Source organism: Thermosulfuriphilus ammonigenes, assembly GCF_011207455.1.
Classification (GTDB): domain Bacteria; phylum Desulfobacterota; class Thermodesulfobacteria; order Thermodesulfobacteriales; family ST65; genus Thermosulfuriphilus; species Thermosulfuriphilus ammonigenes.
Map to the genome: position 1 here is coordinate 1,696,074 of NZ_CP048877.1, position 15,143 is coordinate 1,711,216.

The following is a 15,143-nucleotide window of genomic DNA, read 5'->3' on the forward strand; positions in this document are numbered from 1 at the left end:
AAATGCCTGGAGTGGTTGTTGTTACCCATGGCCGTCTGGCGGAAGAATTAGTATTAGCGGCGGCCTTTATTATGGGAGGGCTAGAGGGGGTAGTAGGCGTGGGGATAGACCCTAATGAACCCCTCGAAGAGCTTAAAGAGCGTATCTTGCAGGCCATTCGCAAAGTTAATGACGGAGAAGGGGTCTTGGTGCTTACAGACATGTTTGGCGGTACCCCCTCTAATATCTGTCTGGCCTTTTTGGAAGAAGGGCGAGTGGAGGTTGTCAGTGGAGTCAACCTCCCAATGATTATCAAGGCCGCCCAGTCCCTTAAACGGCCCCTACCAGAGCTGGCCAAAGTGGTAGCCGAGGCTGGCAAGAAGAGCATCTCCAAGGCCAGTGAACTTCTAAACAGCTGAGCATGAGGGCCAGGATCGTCCCGGCTCGGGAGGAGGATTTGCCGGGACTACTGGAAATCGAGCGCCTCTCCCATCCTAACCCCTGGAGTAAGGCAGCCTTTTTGGGAGAGCTCTCCCATAAGTCTGCCAGACTCTGGGTGGCCAAGGTGGCCGGCCTTCCGCGGGGGTTTATTTCTTTTTGGCTGGTTTTAGACGAGATCCATATCCTTAATCTGGCCGTCCATCCCCAGGTCCGAAGGCAGGGGTTGGCTACCAGCCTGATTACTCTGGCCCTTAAGTATGGCCGGCGGCAAGGAGCCCATTTGGCTTGGCTAGAGGTTAGGCCTTCCAATAAAGCGGCCATCAGGCTATATCAGAAGCTTGGTTTTGTGGCTACCGGCCGCCGTCCCGGTTATTATCAAGACACCGGTGAAGATGCCATTATCATGAAACTTTCCCTCAGGGACCATGAGGCTTAAGCGTCTGGAGCTTTATGGCTTTAAATCCTTCCCCCACCGGGTAGAGGTGGCCTTTCCCTCCGGTATCTGTGCCATTGTTGGTCCTAACGGAAGTGGTAAAAGCAACATCGTCGATGCCGTTCGTTGGGTTCTCGGCGAACAAAGCCCTCGGCGCCTGCGGGCTCGAGCCATGGAAGACGTTATCTTTTCTGGTTCAAACGGTCGAGGCCCCAACTTTGCCGAGGTCCGGCTGGTTTTGGAAAACAATGGTCAGGCTCCCGGCGAACTGGCCGATTTGCCAGAGATCGTTATCACTCGAAGACTCTACCGTTCTGGAGAAAGCGAGTATCTCCTTAACGGGCGACCCTGTCGTCTGAAGGACATTCATTATTTGTTCATGGATACCGGAGCGGGGCATCGGGCCTACGCCATCATTGACCAGGGTGAGGTGGGCTCTTTTGTTGAACTCCGTCCGGAGGAAAGGCGTCTGCTTATAGAGGAGGTGGCAGGTGTCTCCCGATATAAGACCCGCCGGGAGGAGGCCCAGCGGCGCATTAAGGCCAGCCAGGAGAACCTTGCTCGTTTGGAAGATGTCCTAACGGAGGTCAAACGACAACAAAATAGCCTTAGACGACAGGCAAAAAAGACGGAGAGATATTTGAGGCTCAAAGAAGAGCTGCAAAGGCTGGATATAATCTATGCCGCTGGCCGTCTTCAACAAACCAAACAGAAAACCTTAGCCTTGGAGAAAGATCTGGCTCTCCTGGGGGAGAAGACGGATCTTTTTTCCTCCAAGCAACAGACCCTGGAGACGGAAAAGGCCCGTTTAATCCTTGAACTTTCGGGAAAAGAAGAAGCCCTCTCTTCTCTGCGCCAGAAGGAAGAAGCCTGCCTGGAGGAGCTGTCCTCCCAACGTCGTCAGCTGGAGAAGATAAGAGGGGAGATTAAGACCATCCAGACAAGGCTTCAATCCTTTGATTCCCGGCTAAGAGATATTATCCGTCGCCAGGAGGGCCTTACCCAAAAGGTTCAGGGCCTGGAGAGAAACCTCAAAGAGGCGGAGGAAACCCTGGATCGCCTGCAAAAGGATGAGGAGGAGCTTGTCTCCCTCCTTAAGGCCAAAGAGAAAAAATTAGAGACCCATCGGGCCTTGCTGGCTGAAAAGAGGCAAACCCATGATTCCCTTGGCCATCAGATGGCTCAACTGGAGGCCGGACAAAGGCGTCTTCTTTTAGAGAAAGAACGCAGGGAAAAAGATCTCAACCGGGTTCAGGGGCAGATTGCAGAAATATCAAGGCGTCTGGAAGAGGCAAACTTTCGGTTGACCAAGGCCGAAAAGGAAAGAGACTCTGTGACGGAGAACCAGCAAAGGATACGGCAGAAGATAGAAGACTTGGCCCGACGCCTTGAGACCCTATCGGCCCAGGAGAAAGACCTTGAAAGAACCCTTTCCTCCCTAAGCAGGGAGGCCATGGATGTTGCCGCTGAGATCGAACGTCTTCAGCGTTTGGAGGCCAAGCTGGCCGGCCTTCCTCCTTCGGCCAGGTTTCTTAGAGAAAAGCTAGGACTACCTTTGGTGGTGGAGAAAATCAAACCGGAGCCGGGGTGGGAGTCTGCTCTGACAGCTTTGCTCTCCGAGGCCCTTGGTTTTGCCCTGGTGGACGATCTTAAAGAGGCCAAGGAGGTCCTTAAGGCCCTTAAGGAGGCCCGTCTGGGCCCCGGAGGGGTGCTCCTTGAGGATAAGCAAAGTCAGGTCTCCGAGTCTGTTTTGGCTCAGGGGCTTCCTTCAGCCCTGGCTACTATGCTGGTCTCCTTTAAAACCTTTGATACGGCCGAGGAGGCCTTTAGTGACTACGATTCTCTGGCGGCCAGACTTCTTACCAAAGATGGTTTTGTCTTTTGGCCTGGCGGTATGATCAAAGTTCTTTCTTCCTCCGAAGGCCAGGAGATTCTAGAGAGACGGGCTAAACTAGATGCCCTTGCCCAGCGCCAGAAGGAGATCGAAGTTAAAAGTAAAACCCTCCGAGAAACTCTCCATAATTTACGCCGCTCCTATCAAGAAACTTCCGAGAGGCTTTCAAAACTCAAAAGACAAAAGAAGGAGGGGGAAGAGCGCCTTCTGCAGATAAGCAAAGAGATTAATCGAACAAGGGCCAGGATATTGGGTCTTGAAGAACAGAGAAAGGTTTTTGAAACCCAGGTTAAAGACGTGCAGCTCCGATGGGAGGAGGTCAAGGCGGAGCTATCTAAGCTGGAGAATAACAGACGGGAAATCCAGGAAAAGATCCGTCACCTAGGGCCTCAGTTAAAGGGCCTCCTTTCCAGGGAAAGAGAACTCTCCTCAGTGATTAAGGACCTTCGAAGCCGTCTGGAAAAGACCCGCCTTTCCCGGGTCAGGCTGGAAGAAAGACGGAATCAACTTCTAAAGGAAAAGGCCCGTCTTGATGGGGCTAAACGTCAATATCTAAGAGAAAGAGAGGAACTTGAAGCCCAGCTTCGTCATCAGAAGCCCCTATTAGAGAAGCTGGAGGGCTCTTTAGCTAAGACCGGGGCTCGAGTTTCTGACTTGGAGACAGACTATAGACACCTCAAAGACCAGCGCGAGAGTCTTGAAGAGGAGATTTCCGGCCTTAAGAAGCGAATTTCAGAGATTGAAGGTGAACTCAAGGGCCTTAGGCTTGAGCTTCGCAAACTTGAAGATCAACGACATCGACTTGACTTAGAAATCACGGAGTGCCGACTTCTGGCTGAACACCTTATAGGTAAGATCAAAGAAAAATATCAGATAGATCTTGAGACCATTGATGTTGCGGAGGGAGAATCTCTCGATGAGGAGAGTTTTTCCCGTCGGGTGGCCGAAATCAAGGAGGAACTTTCCCGTCTAGGGGCCATTAATCTGGCCGCCGTGGAGGAATTTAAAGAGGTAGAAAAAAGACTTGAGTTCCTCCTCTCTCAGCGTTCCGATCTTCTTAAGGCTATCGAGAGTCTCAAGGAAGCCATCTCTAAAATTAATCGGCTGTGTCGAGAAAAGATTCGTCAAGCTGTAAGACAGGTCAATGAAAAACTTAAGGAGGTCTTTCCCCTTCTGTTTGAAGGCGGAACAGCCGAGCTTCGGTTAGTGGGCTCAGACGATCCCCTTGAGGCCGGGCTGGATCTTTACATACGTCTTCCAGGTAAGAGGCTTCAGCACTTGGGGCTCCTCTCGGGTGGTGAGAAGGCCCTTTCGGCTCTGGCGGTGGTCTTTGCTGTCTTTCTTATCAAGCCTTCTCCTTTCTGTCTTCTTGATGAGGTCGATGCCCCTCTTGATGAAGCCAATACCTTGAAATTTAATCGTCTCATTAGGGAGATAGCCCGCCAGGCACAAGTGATTATCATTACTCATAATCAAAGAGTCATGGAGGTAGCCGATACCCTTTACGGCATCACCATGGAAGAACAGGGAATTTCTAAGATCGTCTCCGTGAAGCTGGCGGAGGCAGGCCAAGGAGGGGAACAAGATGCCTGATTATCGCCGTTCCATCGGTTTTGTCTATCTTCAGCGAAGCAAACACGATCGGGCCGAACTTTTCAGTCGAGAAAAAGAGAATATTTCTCCAGCCCCTTCTCTCAAAAAATACCCTGGAGCCCGACGTCTTAACCTTCCACGAGTAGCTCCTCCCGGAGCAGATCTCTGGGAGGCCCTGGCCCGGAGGCGTTCGGTGCGAAAGTATGCCTCAGAGGCCTTAAGTTTGGAGACCATCTCTCTTCTTTTGTGGGCTACCCAAGGGGTTACGGCTCGGGTTGGCCATTATCTTCTCCGGCCGGCTCCTAGTGCGGGGGCCTTATACCCCATAGAAACCTATCTTTGCCTTAACGATGTGGCCGGGCTTCCTTCGGGGTTGGTTCATTATGATGTTGCCGCGGCCGCTCTGGAATATCTCGAAGAGGGAGACTTCGGTCAAGATCTGGCCGAGGCAGCTATGGGGCAAAAAATGTGTGCTCGGGCCCCGGTGGTTTTTATTTGGTCGGCCATTGCCCGACGGACCATGAGTAAGTATGGTTCTCGTGGCATCCGTTATATTTTTATGGACGTAGCCCATATCTGCCAGAATCTTCTCCTGGCAGCTCAGGCCCTTGGGCTCGGAGCCTGTCCTGTAGGAGCCTTCTTCGACGATGAAGTTAACCAGCTCCTAGGTCTGGATGGTCTTGAGGAAACGGTAGTCTACATGGCCCCGGTGGGTATCCCGGCCTAACCAGGTATGGCCTTGGTGATTGTCTGGCACGAGGGGGCCTTGGGAGATCTCATCCTCTCCAGGTTGGCCATCGGGGCCTTGGCCGAAAGGGCTGAGGTGTTTCTTTTTGCCCGTTCAGATGGCCGGGTTCTTTTTAAGGATTTTGTCTCCCGAGTAGCTTCAACCGAACCTCTGGCCCCTCTTTTTTTAGGCCGTATTCCGCCCTTTTTAAAAGAGGTAAGGGAGGCCTATCTCTTTTTTCATTCTCCGCCGCAGATTCCCATTAGAACCTTGAAGGAGGCCGGAATTATGGTCCGGGTGATTGACACCCGGCCTCAGCGGCCAGAGTCGGCTGCCTATTTTCAACGGGCTCAGGTAGGCGGGAAAGAGGCTCTGTTTCTACTTAAAGGTCAGGATGGGCCAAGAGAAGGGGTTTTCATCCACCCGGGTTCGGGCAGCCCATATAAGAACTATTCTCTTGAGCGGTTTTTGCTTCTGGCCCAGGCCCTAAGGTCTGAGGGACACCAAGTCCATTTTATTTTGGGACCGGCGGAGGCCCACCTGCAACAATCCCTTAAAGAAGCCGGAGAAAACCCCTTGGTTGGGCTTTCGCTCGAAGAATTGGCTGAGTTGCTTTCTGAGGCCAGGCTTTATGTCGGTAATGATTCTGGAGTAAGCCACCTGGCTGCTGCCGTTGGGGCCCCTACTTTGGCCATTTTTGGCCCTTCTGATCCTAGGATCTGGGCGCCCATAGGCCCGCGGGTGCTCTCTCTCCGCCTTGACATATGCCCTCCTTGCTGGCCCAAGCCTTGTGATGAGAGAATATGTCTAGAGAAGATTGGACTCGAAGATCTCCTTGAAGCTGCCCGCTCTCTACTCTAATACCACTGCCACTGGGCCTGACCTCCAGAGGGTGCTGGAGTTGGGGCCTCCTGGGGGGTGGAGGGAGAAGGCTCCGGTTTTGAGGGGCTTGGTTTAAGGACGACCTCTTTTTCTTTCTTTTTCCCAATGAAGGGGATCCAGCCAAACCAATTTCTCTTCTTTTTGGGCTTTTCTACCTTTTTAGAGGGCTGTTCCTCAAATATAGGCCCTAACTGTTCCTCATCGGGGGGATAATCCGGCCAGGGGTCTATATCTCGCCAGCTTGGCTTGGGCTGCTTGACAGCGGCTTGCTGTTGAGGAGCCGGGGCCGTGGAGGCAGGCGGTGGTGTCGAGGGTGTAGAAAGAGCCGTGGCCTTTTCACGCCAGAAGCGCTCTGGATGCATACGATTAGGTGGGGTAGAGGCCGGGGCCTCCGGAGCAGGTTGCCTGGCAGGAATCTCTCTGGCCACCGAAGTAGAGGTAACTGGAGCGGGAGTAGCTACAGACGCGCTGGCCACGGCCTGAGATGGACGGCCAGTAAGGTAAAAATCTATCTTTTGGGCAAAATCGGCCAGCCGAGGGATCACCTCGTCAAGCCCCCGGGTTTCGGCATAGAGGGCCACCGGCGGGCGATTGTTTTCTACCGGGATCATCCGGGCATCAAGGCTGACGTTTTGACCAATAACCGTGAGACTCCCGAAGAGGACATAATCCACCCCTAGCTTTTGTCCCAACTCTTTAACCTTGGCCTCGGTAAGGGGCCCGGAAATACTTTTTAAGGCCGCGTCAACAGCGGTTTTGTCGATCACTATCACCTCTTCGGGCTTGAAGATTCTGGTGGTCATCATATCCTGGATGCCGTCTCGAACATAGGAGAGGTCTTCGGCGGCATGGATCTTAAAGGGCAATATGGCCACTTTAATTACAGCCTGGGCCTGACTAGCTGAAATAAAGAGGAATAAAGAGACTATAAAAAATGGAAAAAATTTTCTCATGATGACCCCCGCCCCGCTTAAGAAATCTAGGCTACCCTCCTCAAGTAACCATAACCAAGGTGGAAGGTATCAGTAAGGGCAGGGGGCGTCAAGGTTGGGGCCTGAACCAGGCCCCTTTCTTTTAGGCTCAACCAAAGCGGGAGGCCGGGTTGCAGCCGGAGACAATACCCTGGCCCGGTGATTGGCTGCGGGAGGAAAAGCAAGAAAGAAGCTTTTGAACCTCTTCTGCCTTACATTTGGGGCAAAGGACCTTTTCCTGGCTGGAAAAGACCAGCCGTTCGAAAATTTGGCCACATTTTTTGCAGACAAACTCGTAAATGGGCATATTCTATGACCTCCTTTATTCTTCTATTTTTTGGAAAAATCTCTTATTTTCTTAAGCAGAGAAGGTAAACTAGGAGGCAAATCTGTCAAGAAAAAAAGTTATCTATACTCTGGGGACCAGCAATCGCTCCCTGGATGAATTCCTTCGGCTTTTAAGGGCTCAGGGGATCGAACAAGTTATTGATGTGCGGCGTTTTCCGGTAAGCCATCGCTTTCCTCACTTTAGCCGACAGGTCCTGGAGGATTCCCTGAGACGTAAGGGGATAAGGTATCGATTTCTGGGCCGTGAGCTTGGAGGTTATCGATCAGGTGGTTATGAGGCCTATCGAGCTACTGAGGCCTACAGAACGGCCCTGGAACGTCTTCAGACCCTGGCGGCTGAGAGACCTTCGGTCATTATCTGTGCCGAGCGTTTCCCTTGGCGTTGTCATCGTCGTCACCTAGCGGAGGATTTGTCTCGCCTGGGGTGGCGAGTGATCCATATCCTTGATGAGAAGCGTCTTTGGGAGCCTAGCGGAGGAGATATTCCGGGCGACAACGAAAAAGGGCCCGGAAGATGTTCCCCTTGAGGCGAGGGTTCTGCTTATAAAGATCATTTAAAAAGCGGCCCAATTCGGCCCTTTTGGTGGTCCCCGCCGAGGGACAGGGATTTTCAATTACCGGAAGTCCGAGTCTTTGGGCCAGGGAGTTAATCTGGGCCTTATCTACAAAAGCCAGGGGGCGGATAAGGGTAATTAACCCCTGGAAAAGCTCTTGGTACGGGACCATGGTACTGATCTCCGCTCCATAGAAGAGATTGATAAAAAAGGTGACGATAATGTCGTCCTTATTGTGGCCAAAGGCCAGTTTGTTACAGTTGAGCTCCTTGGTGAGCTCAAAGAGACGTTTGCGCCGGAGCCGTGAACAGTAAAAACAGGGTGTCTCCCGGCCGATTTCATGAGCTTTGGGGCCGTAGTCTGTCTTTTCAAAATAATATTTAAACCCGGCCTTCTGGAGATAAGCCTCTACTTTGGGCCAGTCGTGGCCGGGAAAGCCCATATCCAGGTGGATAACTACCAATTCGTATCTGATGGGGGCCTTTTTTTGCCATTCTTGAAGGGCCCAGAGGAGCACCAGACTATCTGACCCACCAGAGAGGGCCACAGCTACCCGATCACCGTCCTGAAGCATCTGGTAACGATGAAGGGCTCGACCGACCAGTTTATTGACCAGCTTGGGGAGATAGGCCATCGGGATCGGTACAGCTAGTTTTATTCTGGCCCTGGGACCCAAGGCCAGTAAAGACTCAAGGAAAGCGGCTATTGTTTAAGGGGGCCAACTGGGCTAGAAGTAACCAGCCGGCTAGAACGAGGATGATCCACCACAGGTGACGCATGAGACCTCCTTAAAACAGCCCGAAAATAGAGCCATGAGGTGGGGATGATGTCAAGTCTTACCCTTGACAAATATCAGGCTGAGGCGGTGGCCTCATCAGCTATAACGACCCTGGTGATGGCCGGCCCCGGGGCAGGAAAGACCAGGCTTATCCTGGGGCGTTTGGCCTATCTGCTTGACTCTGGAGTCCCTCCAGAGGAAATTTTGATCCTCACTTTCAGTACCAGGGCAGCGGCCGAACTTCTTAGCCGGGCCAAAGATCTGGGCCTTGAGGCCCGAATCAAAACCTTTCATGCGGCAGCCCGGGCCCTGCTCAAAGATTTGGGGCAGATCCCCTTCAGACCGGCTACAGAAGCAGATCGTCGACAGGCTCTAGAGGAGGCCCTTGAAGAAGAGGGACACGGGATGAGTCGGCGAGAGAAAGGTCAACTTCTGAGCCTTTTCTCGCTTATTAAGGCCGGCTCACAGGAAGTCTCTGAGGAGCTTGTAAGAATTTTTGTTCGTTATAATCACTCCTTGGAGGTAAAGGGGCTTTGTGATTTCGACGACTTTCTGCTGGCGGCCACTGAGGTCCTAAAAAAACGTCGTTCTCCGTTTCGAGCCGTCATTGTCGACGAGCTTCAGGACGCCAGTTATACCGATTTGGCCTTTCTGCAGGCCCTGGAGCCGGAGAGTTATTTCCTGGTCGGTGATCCTTTTCAGGCCATTTACGGTTTTCGAGGGGCCGTAGGGCCAGAGCTCTTTGCCTATATTCAGAAAAGTTTTCCCCGGGTAGTTTGTTTCGACCTTAAATATTCCTATCGAGTTCCCAAAACCATTCTTGATCTGGCCCGGCGCCTGGTGGGAGGGCTTCCTCTTGAGTCCCGGGCCAAAAAGGGGGCCGTCTCTGGACATCTGCTGGGCACGGCCCGGGCCGAGGCGGTCTTTATCGGCAAGGCCATGGAATCCCTGGTGGGTGGGCGAGATTTTTTGGCCAGTGAAATAAGCCGTGGCCAGCGAGGCCTCGCCTGGGGGGACTTCGCTGTTCTTGTTCGAGTCCGGGCCCTGCTTTCTCCGCTAAAAGACGTTCTGTCTGGGGTAGGCATTCCGGTCTGTCTAAGGGATGAGTCTGCCGAGAGACTTCGCCAAAAAATCAAGCCCCTTTTGTCTTTGAATCTCGCTGGATTGCCTCCTCAGGACCTTGAGCTCCAAGCCAAGAGGCAAAAGATTGTCTTCTCCTCCTCAGAACGGGAGTACCTTCAGCGTCTCTTTCCCCTGGTTGAAAGCGCCGAAGACCTTGTTCATGAGCTTCTCTTTCAGGCCGAGGCCCCTGATGAACCTGGGGCTGTTTCTTTGACTACCGTTCATGCCGCCAAAGGCCTTGAATTCCCTGTGGTTTTTGTGGCCGGATTTGAAGAAGGCCTTTTCCCTTTTGAGCTAAGGGGAGAAAGTGACGAGGCCGAGGAACGTCGTCTGGCCTATGTGGCCTTTACCAGGGCCAAAGAAAGGCTTTTCCTTACAGCTTCTGCCAAACGGACCATCTTCGGAAAAAGGCTTTCCGGTCGGCCATCACCTTTTTCGCGCCTTTTGGGAGTGACCTTTGTTCGAGAGGCATCAAAGGTTGTCCCTAAAAGGCCGCGTCAGGGGAGTCTTTTCTGAATTTTTCATCGGGCTTTCCTATATTGGAATTTCTTTTTATTGAGAACCATATTCCATTGACAATCTTCAGGTCTTGTTGTTAGCTTTGGAGACGTTTGTTGAGGATCAAAGTCCTTAGAACTTTAAGGAGACGCCATGTTTGGTCTGGGGCTGCCCGAACTTTTGGTCATCTTGGTTATTGTGGTCATCATCTTTGGGGCCGGAAAGTTACCCCAAATAGGTGAGGGCCTGGGCAAGGGCATTCGTAACTTCAAAAAATCTCTTAAAGAGGACGAGGAGAAGGAAAACTCCCAATCAGAGCTGGAAGGAGACGTGAAAAAATAAATGAAAAAAAATCAGAATCCCCTCTGGCGCACCTTTGCCTCGGTCAGACTGGCCATCTTTCTGCTGATCACCCTGGCGGCGACCTCAATCATCGGAACCATCATTCCTCAGGGGCAAAAACCCGGTTTTTATATCCATGAGTATGGTCCCGGGTTGGGTAAGCTGATCCTTTTTCTTCACCTCCACGATGCCTATCATTCGTGGTGGTTCCTCTCTCTTTTGGGTCTTTTTTGTATAAACCTCATTATCTGTAGCCTGGATCGCCTTCCCTATACCCTAGAGTTGGTCAAAAGGAGCGGCATTCTTCCCCCAGATCGGCTCTTAAAACAACCCTTCTCTCAACAAATCCGTTTAAAGAGCGAGGAGGCCCTGGCCCGGGCTGAGGCCTTAGTCCGAGAGGCTCTGGGGCCCAAAGCTATAGTAGCCGAGGTTGAGGAAGGAAAGCTTTTTTATCTTGAGCGTGGCCGCTGGACCAGGTTTGGGGTTTATTTTGTCCACTTTAGTATTCTTATTATTGTTGTCGGGGCGCTAATCGGGGGTATCTTTGGTTTTCAGGCCTATGTCAACCTTCTTGAGGGAGAAACCTCTGGTGTCGTCTATTCCCGAAGCGATGGCAAACCTATTCCCCTCGGCTTCGAGGTTCGGTGCGATAACTTTGATGTTTCTTTCTACGCTAACGGGGCCCCCAAAGAGTTTCGCTCTGATCTTACTATCCTCAACGGGGGTAAGGAGATTCTCAAAAAATCCATCCGGGTTAACGACCCCTTGACCTTTCGGGGCATCACCTTTTATCAGGCCAGTTATCAAGCAGTACCGGAGTTAGTGGTCCGGGTCAAATGGGGCAAAGAGGAGAAGACTTTTAACTTATCTTCCATGGGGCAGGCCAAATGGCCAGAGAAGAAACTTCATCTGGGAGTGATGAGATTTTTGCCTGATGTTCACGGGCGGCCGGCCGCCCAGGTCTGGATAATGCTTGAGGGGATGAATCCCATGGCCTTCTGGTTGATTCAGGGGATGGAAAACCCCATCAAGACCCCGAAAGGGGAAATCAAGTTCCTTCTGGTTTCGGCCAAAACAAAGTATATGACCGGCCTTCAGGTCAAGAAGGACCCTGGTGTCTGGGTGGTTTGGATTGGCTGTATTTTGATGATTCTGGGAATATTCACCGTCTTTTTCTTTTCTCATCAGAAGGTCTGGGTCTATCTGGGTAAAAGGGAGGGCAAGCCGGTAATTATTGTTGCCGGAACGGCCAATAAAAATCGCCCGGGCCTTGAGCGTCGTCTTGAGGGCCTGGTGGGTCAGTTGGAAGAAAAAGTCCAGAAAGAGGGGAAATAATCATGACGAGTGCCTATCTCCTAAGTGTGGTCACCTTTATTTATCTGGTGGCGGCCATTGTCTATTTAGTGGCCTGGATTTTTAAACAGGAGCGTCTGGGAATTGTTGGTACGGTGGTGACCATTGTCGGGGTCATCCTTCATATTGCCGGCATTGGCCTCCGCTGGCATGAATCTCATCAGCTGGGGATAGGTCGGGCCCCCCTGACCAATATGTACGAATCCCTGGTCTTTTTTGCCCTGACCATCGCTCTGGTCTATCTCTTTGTGGAATACAAGACGAAGAATCGGGTCATTGGAGCCTTTGCCACCCCGTTTGCCTTCTTTTCTATGGCCTATGCCTCCTTTGGCACCAGTAGTCGCATTGATCCCCTCATCCCGGCCCTTCAGAGTAACTGGCTCATTGCCCATGTGGTTACCTGTTTTATAGGCTATGCCTCCTTTGCCGTGGCCTGCGGCCTGGGAATTATGTATCTCCTTAAGTCCCGGGCCAAAGAGGATAAGGGTATCTGGGCCAGCCTTCCTTCCTTAAGAACTATTGATGATCTAATCTATAAAACCACGGTTTTTGGCTTCCTCTGGCTGACGGCAGGAATCATCACCGGAGCAGTCTGGGCCGAACAGGCCTGGGGTTCTTACTGGAGCTGGGATCCCAAGGAAACCTGGAGCCTTATTACCTGGTTTGTTTATGCCACGGCCATTCATGCTCGATTCGTCAGGGGGTGGGCCGGAAAGAGGATCGCTATTATCTCTATTGTTGGTTTCGCCTCTGTTATCTTTACTTACTTTGGTGTCAACTATCTTCTCTCTGGTCTTCACAGCTATGCGAATTAGAGACTCTTTCTAAGGGGGCCTCTGACCAGAGGCCCTCAAGGTCATAATGGGCCCTTACGGGGGCATAGAAGATATGGATCAGAACGTCATCACAGTCTATCAAGACCCACTGGCCTTCGGCTAAACCCTCTACCCCTCGATAAGGGACTTGGCGGCGCTCCAGCTCTTCAAGAAGGTGTTCGGCTATTCCCTGGACATGGCGGGTGGAGCGGGCAGAGCAGATGACAAAAAAATCGGCTACCGGCCCCAGCTTCCGCAAATCCAGAATGACAATTTCCTCGGCCTTGCGGTCCACCAGGATTCTTTTCAAAAGTTCAATTTTTTCTTCCGTGGAGATGGTCTGGGGTCTTTTGAGGGCGAGATTGCTTTTTCTTTTCATTCCGGCCTTTCGGCTTCCTCCTTTCTATAAAGTCCTTTTTGATAAATATAATCTTCTACCTCCCAGGGGACTAAAAATTTAATAGATCGTCCTTGGGCCACCAGGGTTCTGATCCGGGTAGAGGAGATATCTAGCCGGGTGACCGAGAAAAAGGAGATTCTGGCCCCTTTGGGCCCTTCAAACTCATTGGGACCCCGGGGGATAAAGTGGCAGAAGGTCTGGGAGAGGGCTTCCCCAAGATCTGTTTTTTCTCCCCGAGAAACAACTACCAGGTGGGCCAACTCCGGAAGCCGTGGGTAATTCCACCAGGTAGCGATTTCTAAAAAGGCGTCCAGGCCAAGGATAAAATAAAATTTTTTCCCTGGATAGAGTCGCTGAAGATGTTCAAGAGTCCTTACGGAATAAGAGGGAGTAGGCAGATGGGCCTCTATGTCTGAGGCCTTAAGTCCCGGGCATCTTCTTACGGCCATCTGGACCATGGCCAAACGGTCTCTGAAAGGAGTAAGGGGGCGGTTTAGTTTGTGGGGAGGGGAGAAGGCCGGAATGATGAGCACTTCCTCCAACCCCAAGCCCTCTCTTACTTCTTCAGCCACTCGGAGATGGCCCAGATGAATGGGATCAAGGGTCCCCCCCAGAATGCCTATCTTCTGGCTATTGACGAATCTGGCCGTCACCAAAGGCAATAAACTTGGTGGTTGTTAATTCCTCAAGGCTCATAGGGCCATAAGCATGAAGTTTGGTAGTGGAAATCCCGATTTCTGCCCCTAAGCCTAGCTGCCCTCCGTCATTAAATCTGGTAGAGGCATTGATAAGCACCAGAGAGGCATCTACCTCCTTTAAAAACCGCATGGCCCGGGAATAATCTCGGCTGACAATGGCCTCGGTGTGGTTTGATCCATACCGAGCGATGTGGTCGAGGGCCTCCTCGAGACTGGAGACCACCCGGACGGCCAGAATGAGGTCTAGGTATTCGGCCTCCCAGTCGGCTTCGGTGGCTTCTTTGGCCCAAGGAACGAGCGCCTTGGTCCTGGGACATCCCCTGAGTTCGACTCCAGCCGCTCGAAAGTCTTCGGCCACAGCCGGCAGGAAGGCCTCGGCCACCGCCTGATGAACCAGCATGGTCTCCATGGCGTTGCAGACCCCCGGTCTCTGGATTTTGGCGTTGAGGCAGATACGCCGGGCCATCTCTAAGTCTGCCTCCCGATCCACATAGACATGGCAGACTCCCTTGTAGTGTTTCAATACCGGGATGCGGGAGTTCTCAGCGACAAAGCGGATCAATCCCTCTCCTCCCCGCGGTATGATGAGATCTATATAGTCCTCAAGCTTAAGAAGCTCATTGACTGCCGCACGGTCAGTAGTGGGGACCACCTGAACAGCCTCTGGTGGAGCCTTAACAGCCTCTAGGGCCGCGGCAAAGATTTTGGCTAGGGCCAGGTTAGAATGGATGGCCTCTGATCCCCCCCTGAGAATGACGGCATTTCCAGACTTAAAACACAGCCCGGCGGCGTCGATGGTCACATTGGGGCGAGATTCATAAATCATGGCAATAACCCCCAAAGGGATTCGCATCCGCCCTACCCAGAGGCCATTGGGACGGGTCCACATCTTGACCACCTCTCCTACCGGGTCAGCAAGGGCGGCTACCTCCCGAAGACCCTGGGCCATGCCGGAGATAACCTTATCAGAGAGGGTTAGGCGATCAATCAGGGCCTTAGAAAGGCCTCGTTCTTTAGCTGCTTCCAGATCTTTTTGGTTGGCTGCCTGGAGCTCGGCCTTTTGTTTTTCCAGCTCTTCGGCCACCTGGAGAAGGACATCATTTTTGACGCTGGTAGGAAGACTAGCCACCTTGCGGGACGCCTCACGGGCCTTTTTTCCCATCTGCCGTATCAAATCCCTGATTTCCATCTTCCCTCCAGACTCCTGAGAAGTATTTTGGGAGAGAAATGCTAGCATAAACAAGATCCCAGTGCCAAAGTTTTCTTTAAAAGGACTTAAGAGGCTTGTCAGAGAGAAGTGCCGGACTTATGCTCG

At 52.1% G+C, this 15,143-nt stretch carries 16 protein-coding genes; 10 read left to right on the plus strand and 6 right to left on the minus strand.

Annotation, left to right across the window (positions count from 1 at the left end; translation table 11 throughout):
• Window positions 1–2: 2 nt before the first annotated feature.
• The 5 genes from G4V39_RS08285 to G4V39_RS08305 are packed head-to-tail and all read left to right on the plus strand — an operon-like array spanning window position 3 to window position 5,928.
• On the plus strand, window positions 3–398 hold the full coding sequence (locus G4V39_RS08285) for a PTS sugar transporter subunit IIA (RefSeq protein ID WP_166032485.1): 396 nt from the start codon (window positions 3–5) through the stop codon (window positions 396–398).
• A 2-nt stretch (window positions 399–400) separates the two neighbouring features.
• On the plus strand, window positions 401–856 hold the full coding sequence (gene rimI, locus G4V39_RS08290; RefSeq protein WP_166032486.1) for a ribosomal protein S18-alanine N-acetyltransferase: 456 nt from the start codon (window positions 401–403) through the stop codon (window positions 854–856).
• The gene (gene smc / locus G4V39_RS08295) at window positions 846–4,340 is read left to right on the plus strand and encodes a chromosome segregation protein SMC (RefSeq protein WP_166032487.1); all 3,495 of its coding nucleotides are present in this window, start codon (window positions 846–848) and stop codon (window positions 4,338–4,340) included. The genes rimI and smc overlap by 11 nt, the downstream gene beginning before the upstream one ends.
• A complete protein-coding gene (locus G4V39_RS08300) occupies window positions 4,333–5,067 on the plus strand; it encodes a SagB/ThcOx family dehydrogenase (RefSeq protein WP_166032488.1) in 735 nt (244 codons plus the stop codon). Before smc ends, G4V39_RS08300 begins: the two co-directional genes overlap by 8 nt.
• A gap of 6 nt (window positions 5,068–5,073) precedes the next feature.
• Window positions 5,074–5,928 (plus strand): glycosyltransferase family 9 protein, encoded by an 855-nt coding sequence (locus tag G4V39_RS08305; protein WP_166032489.1) that lies wholly within the window; start codon window positions 5,074–5,076, stop codon window positions 5,926–5,928.
• Here the strand turns inward: G4V39_RS08305 and G4V39_RS08310 are convergent.
• A complete protein-coding gene (locus tag G4V39_RS08310; protein WP_166032490.1) occupies window positions 5,925–6,902 on the minus strand; it encodes a hypothetical protein in 978 nt (325 codons plus the stop codon). The genes G4V39_RS08305 and G4V39_RS08310 overlap by 4 nt on opposite strands.
• A gap of 127 nt (window positions 6,903–7,029) precedes the next feature.
• A complete protein-coding gene (locus G4V39_RS08315) occupies window positions 7,030–7,227 on the minus strand; it encodes an FmdB family zinc ribbon protein (RefSeq protein WP_166032491.1) in 198 nt (65 codons plus the stop codon).
• A 130-nt stretch (window positions 7,228–7,357) separates the two neighbouring features.
• Here G4V39_RS08315 and G4V39_RS08320 point away from each other — a divergent pair, with 130 nt between their 5' ends.
• Window positions 7,358–7,795: a DUF488 domain-containing protein gene (locus G4V39_RS08320; RefSeq protein WP_258557899.1), complete on the plus strand. Its 438-nt coding sequence runs from the start codon at window positions 7,358–7,360 to the stop codon at window positions 7,793–7,795.
• Here G4V39_RS08320 and G4V39_RS08325 read toward each other — a convergent pair.
• Complete coding sequence (locus G4V39_RS08325) at window positions 7,737–8,456, minus strand: tRNA lysidine(34) synthetase (RefSeq protein ID WP_166032492.1); 720 nt, start codon at window positions 8,454–8,456, stop codon at window positions 7,737–7,739. The two genes, G4V39_RS08320 and G4V39_RS08325, sit on opposite strands and share 59 nt — an antisense overlap.
• 192 nt (window positions 8,457–8,648) lie before the next feature.
• Here G4V39_RS08325 and G4V39_RS08330 point away from each other — a divergent pair, with 192 nt between their 5' ends.
• From G4V39_RS08330 to ccsB, 4 genes are all read left to right on the plus strand, one after another.
• Entirely contained in the window at window positions 8,649–10,238 is a 1,590-nt protein-coding gene (locus G4V39_RS08330) for an ATP-dependent helicase (RefSeq protein WP_181494262.1), read from the plus strand.
• A 135-nt stretch (window positions 10,239–10,373) separates the two neighbouring features.
• The gene (gene tatA / locus G4V39_RS08335; protein WP_166032494.1) at window positions 10,374–10,562 is read left to right on the plus strand and encodes a twin-arginine translocase TatA/TatE family subunit; all 189 of its coding nucleotides are present in this window, start codon (window positions 10,374–10,376) and stop codon (window positions 10,560–10,562) included.
• Window positions 10,563–11,897: a cytochrome c biogenesis protein ResB gene (gene resB / locus G4V39_RS08340; protein WP_166032495.1), complete on the plus strand. Its 1,335-nt coding sequence runs from the start codon at window positions 10,563–10,565 to the stop codon at window positions 11,895–11,897.
• Window positions 11,898–11,899: 2 nt separating this feature from the next.
• Window positions 11,900–12,730, plus strand: a complete 831-nt coding sequence (gene ccsB, locus G4V39_RS08345; protein ID WP_166032496.1) for a c-type cytochrome biogenesis protein CcsB — start codon at window positions 11,900–11,902, stop codon at window positions 12,728–12,730.
• Here the strand turns inward: ccsB and rsfS are convergent.
• Genes rsfS through G4V39_RS08360 form a run of 3 tightly spaced genes read right to left on the minus strand, consistent with a single transcriptional unit; the run spans window position 12,690 to window position 15,017 of the window.
• Window positions 12,690–13,109, minus strand: a complete 420-nt coding sequence (rsfS, locus tag G4V39_RS08350) for a ribosome silencing factor (RefSeq protein WP_166032497.1) — start codon at window positions 13,107–13,109, stop codon at window positions 12,690–12,692. The two genes, ccsB and rsfS, sit on opposite strands and share 41 nt — an antisense overlap.
• Window positions 13,106–13,783 (minus strand): nicotinate-nucleotide adenylyltransferase, encoded by a 678-nt coding sequence (gene nadD, locus G4V39_RS08355; RefSeq protein WP_166032498.1) that lies wholly within the window; start codon window positions 13,781–13,783, stop codon window positions 13,106–13,108. The genes rsfS and nadD overlap by 4 nt, the downstream gene beginning before the upstream one ends.
• A complete protein-coding gene (locus G4V39_RS08360; RefSeq protein WP_166032499.1) occupies window positions 13,761–15,017 on the minus strand; it encodes a glutamate-5-semialdehyde dehydrogenase in 1,257 nt (418 codons plus the stop codon). The genes nadD and G4V39_RS08360 overlap by 23 nt, the downstream gene beginning before the upstream one ends.
• Window positions 15,018–15,143 lie beyond the last annotated feature (126 nt).

Excerpts from the sequence above, each read along its gene's own strand:
- G4V39_RS08285 (WP_166032485.1), top strand. The coding sequence starts at position 3 with ATGCCTGGAGTGGTTGTTGTTACCCATGGCCGTCTGGCGGAAGAATTA.
- rimI (WP_166032486.1), top strand. The coding sequence starts at position 401 with ATGAGGGCCAGGATCGTCCCGGCTCGGGAGGAGGATTTGCCGGGACTA.
- smc (WP_166032487.1), top strand. The coding sequence starts at position 846 with ATGAGGCTTAAGCGTCTGGAGCTTTATGGCTTTAAATCCTTCCCCCAC.
- G4V39_RS08300 (WP_166032488.1), top strand. The coding sequence starts at position 4,333 with ATGCCTGATTATCGCCGTTCCATCGGTTTTGTCTATCTTCAGCGAAGC.
- G4V39_RS08305 (WP_166032489.1), top strand. The coding sequence starts at position 5,074 with ATGGCCTTGGTGATTGTCTGGCACGAGGGGGCCTTGGGAGATCTCATC.
- G4V39_RS08310 (WP_166032490.1), bottom strand. The coding sequence starts at position 6,902 with ATGAGAAAATTTTTTCCATTTTTTATAGTCTCTTTATTCCTCTTTATT.
- G4V39_RS08315 (WP_166032491.1), bottom strand. The coding sequence starts at position 7,227 with ATGCCCATTTACGAGTTTGTCTGCAAAAAATGTGGCCAAATTTTCGAA.
- G4V39_RS08325 (WP_166032492.1), bottom strand. The coding sequence starts at position 8,456 with ATGGCCTATCTCCCCAAGCTGGTCAATAAACTGGTCGGTCGAGCCCTT.
- G4V39_RS08330 (WP_181494262.1), top strand. The coding sequence starts at position 8,649 with ATGTCAAGTCTTACCCTTGACAAATATCAGGCTGAGGCGGTGGCCTCA.
- tatA (WP_166032494.1), top strand. The coding sequence starts at position 10,374 with ATGTTTGGTCTGGGGCTGCCCGAACTTTTGGTCATCTTGGTTATTGTG.
- resB (WP_166032495.1), top strand. The coding sequence starts at position 10,563 with ATGAAAAAAAATCAGAATCCCCTCTGGCGCACCTTTGCCTCGGTCAGA.
- ccsB (WP_166032496.1), top strand. The coding sequence starts at position 11,900 with ATGACGAGTGCCTATCTCCTAAGTGTGGTCACCTTTATTTATCTGGTG.
- rsfS (WP_166032497.1), bottom strand. The coding sequence starts at position 13,109 with ATGAAAAGAAAAAGCAATCTCGCCCTCAAAAGACCCCAGACCATCTCC.
- G4V39_RS08360 (WP_166032499.1), bottom strand. The coding sequence starts at position 15,017 with ATGGAAATCAGGGATTTGATACGGCAGATGGGAAAAAAGGCCCGTGAG.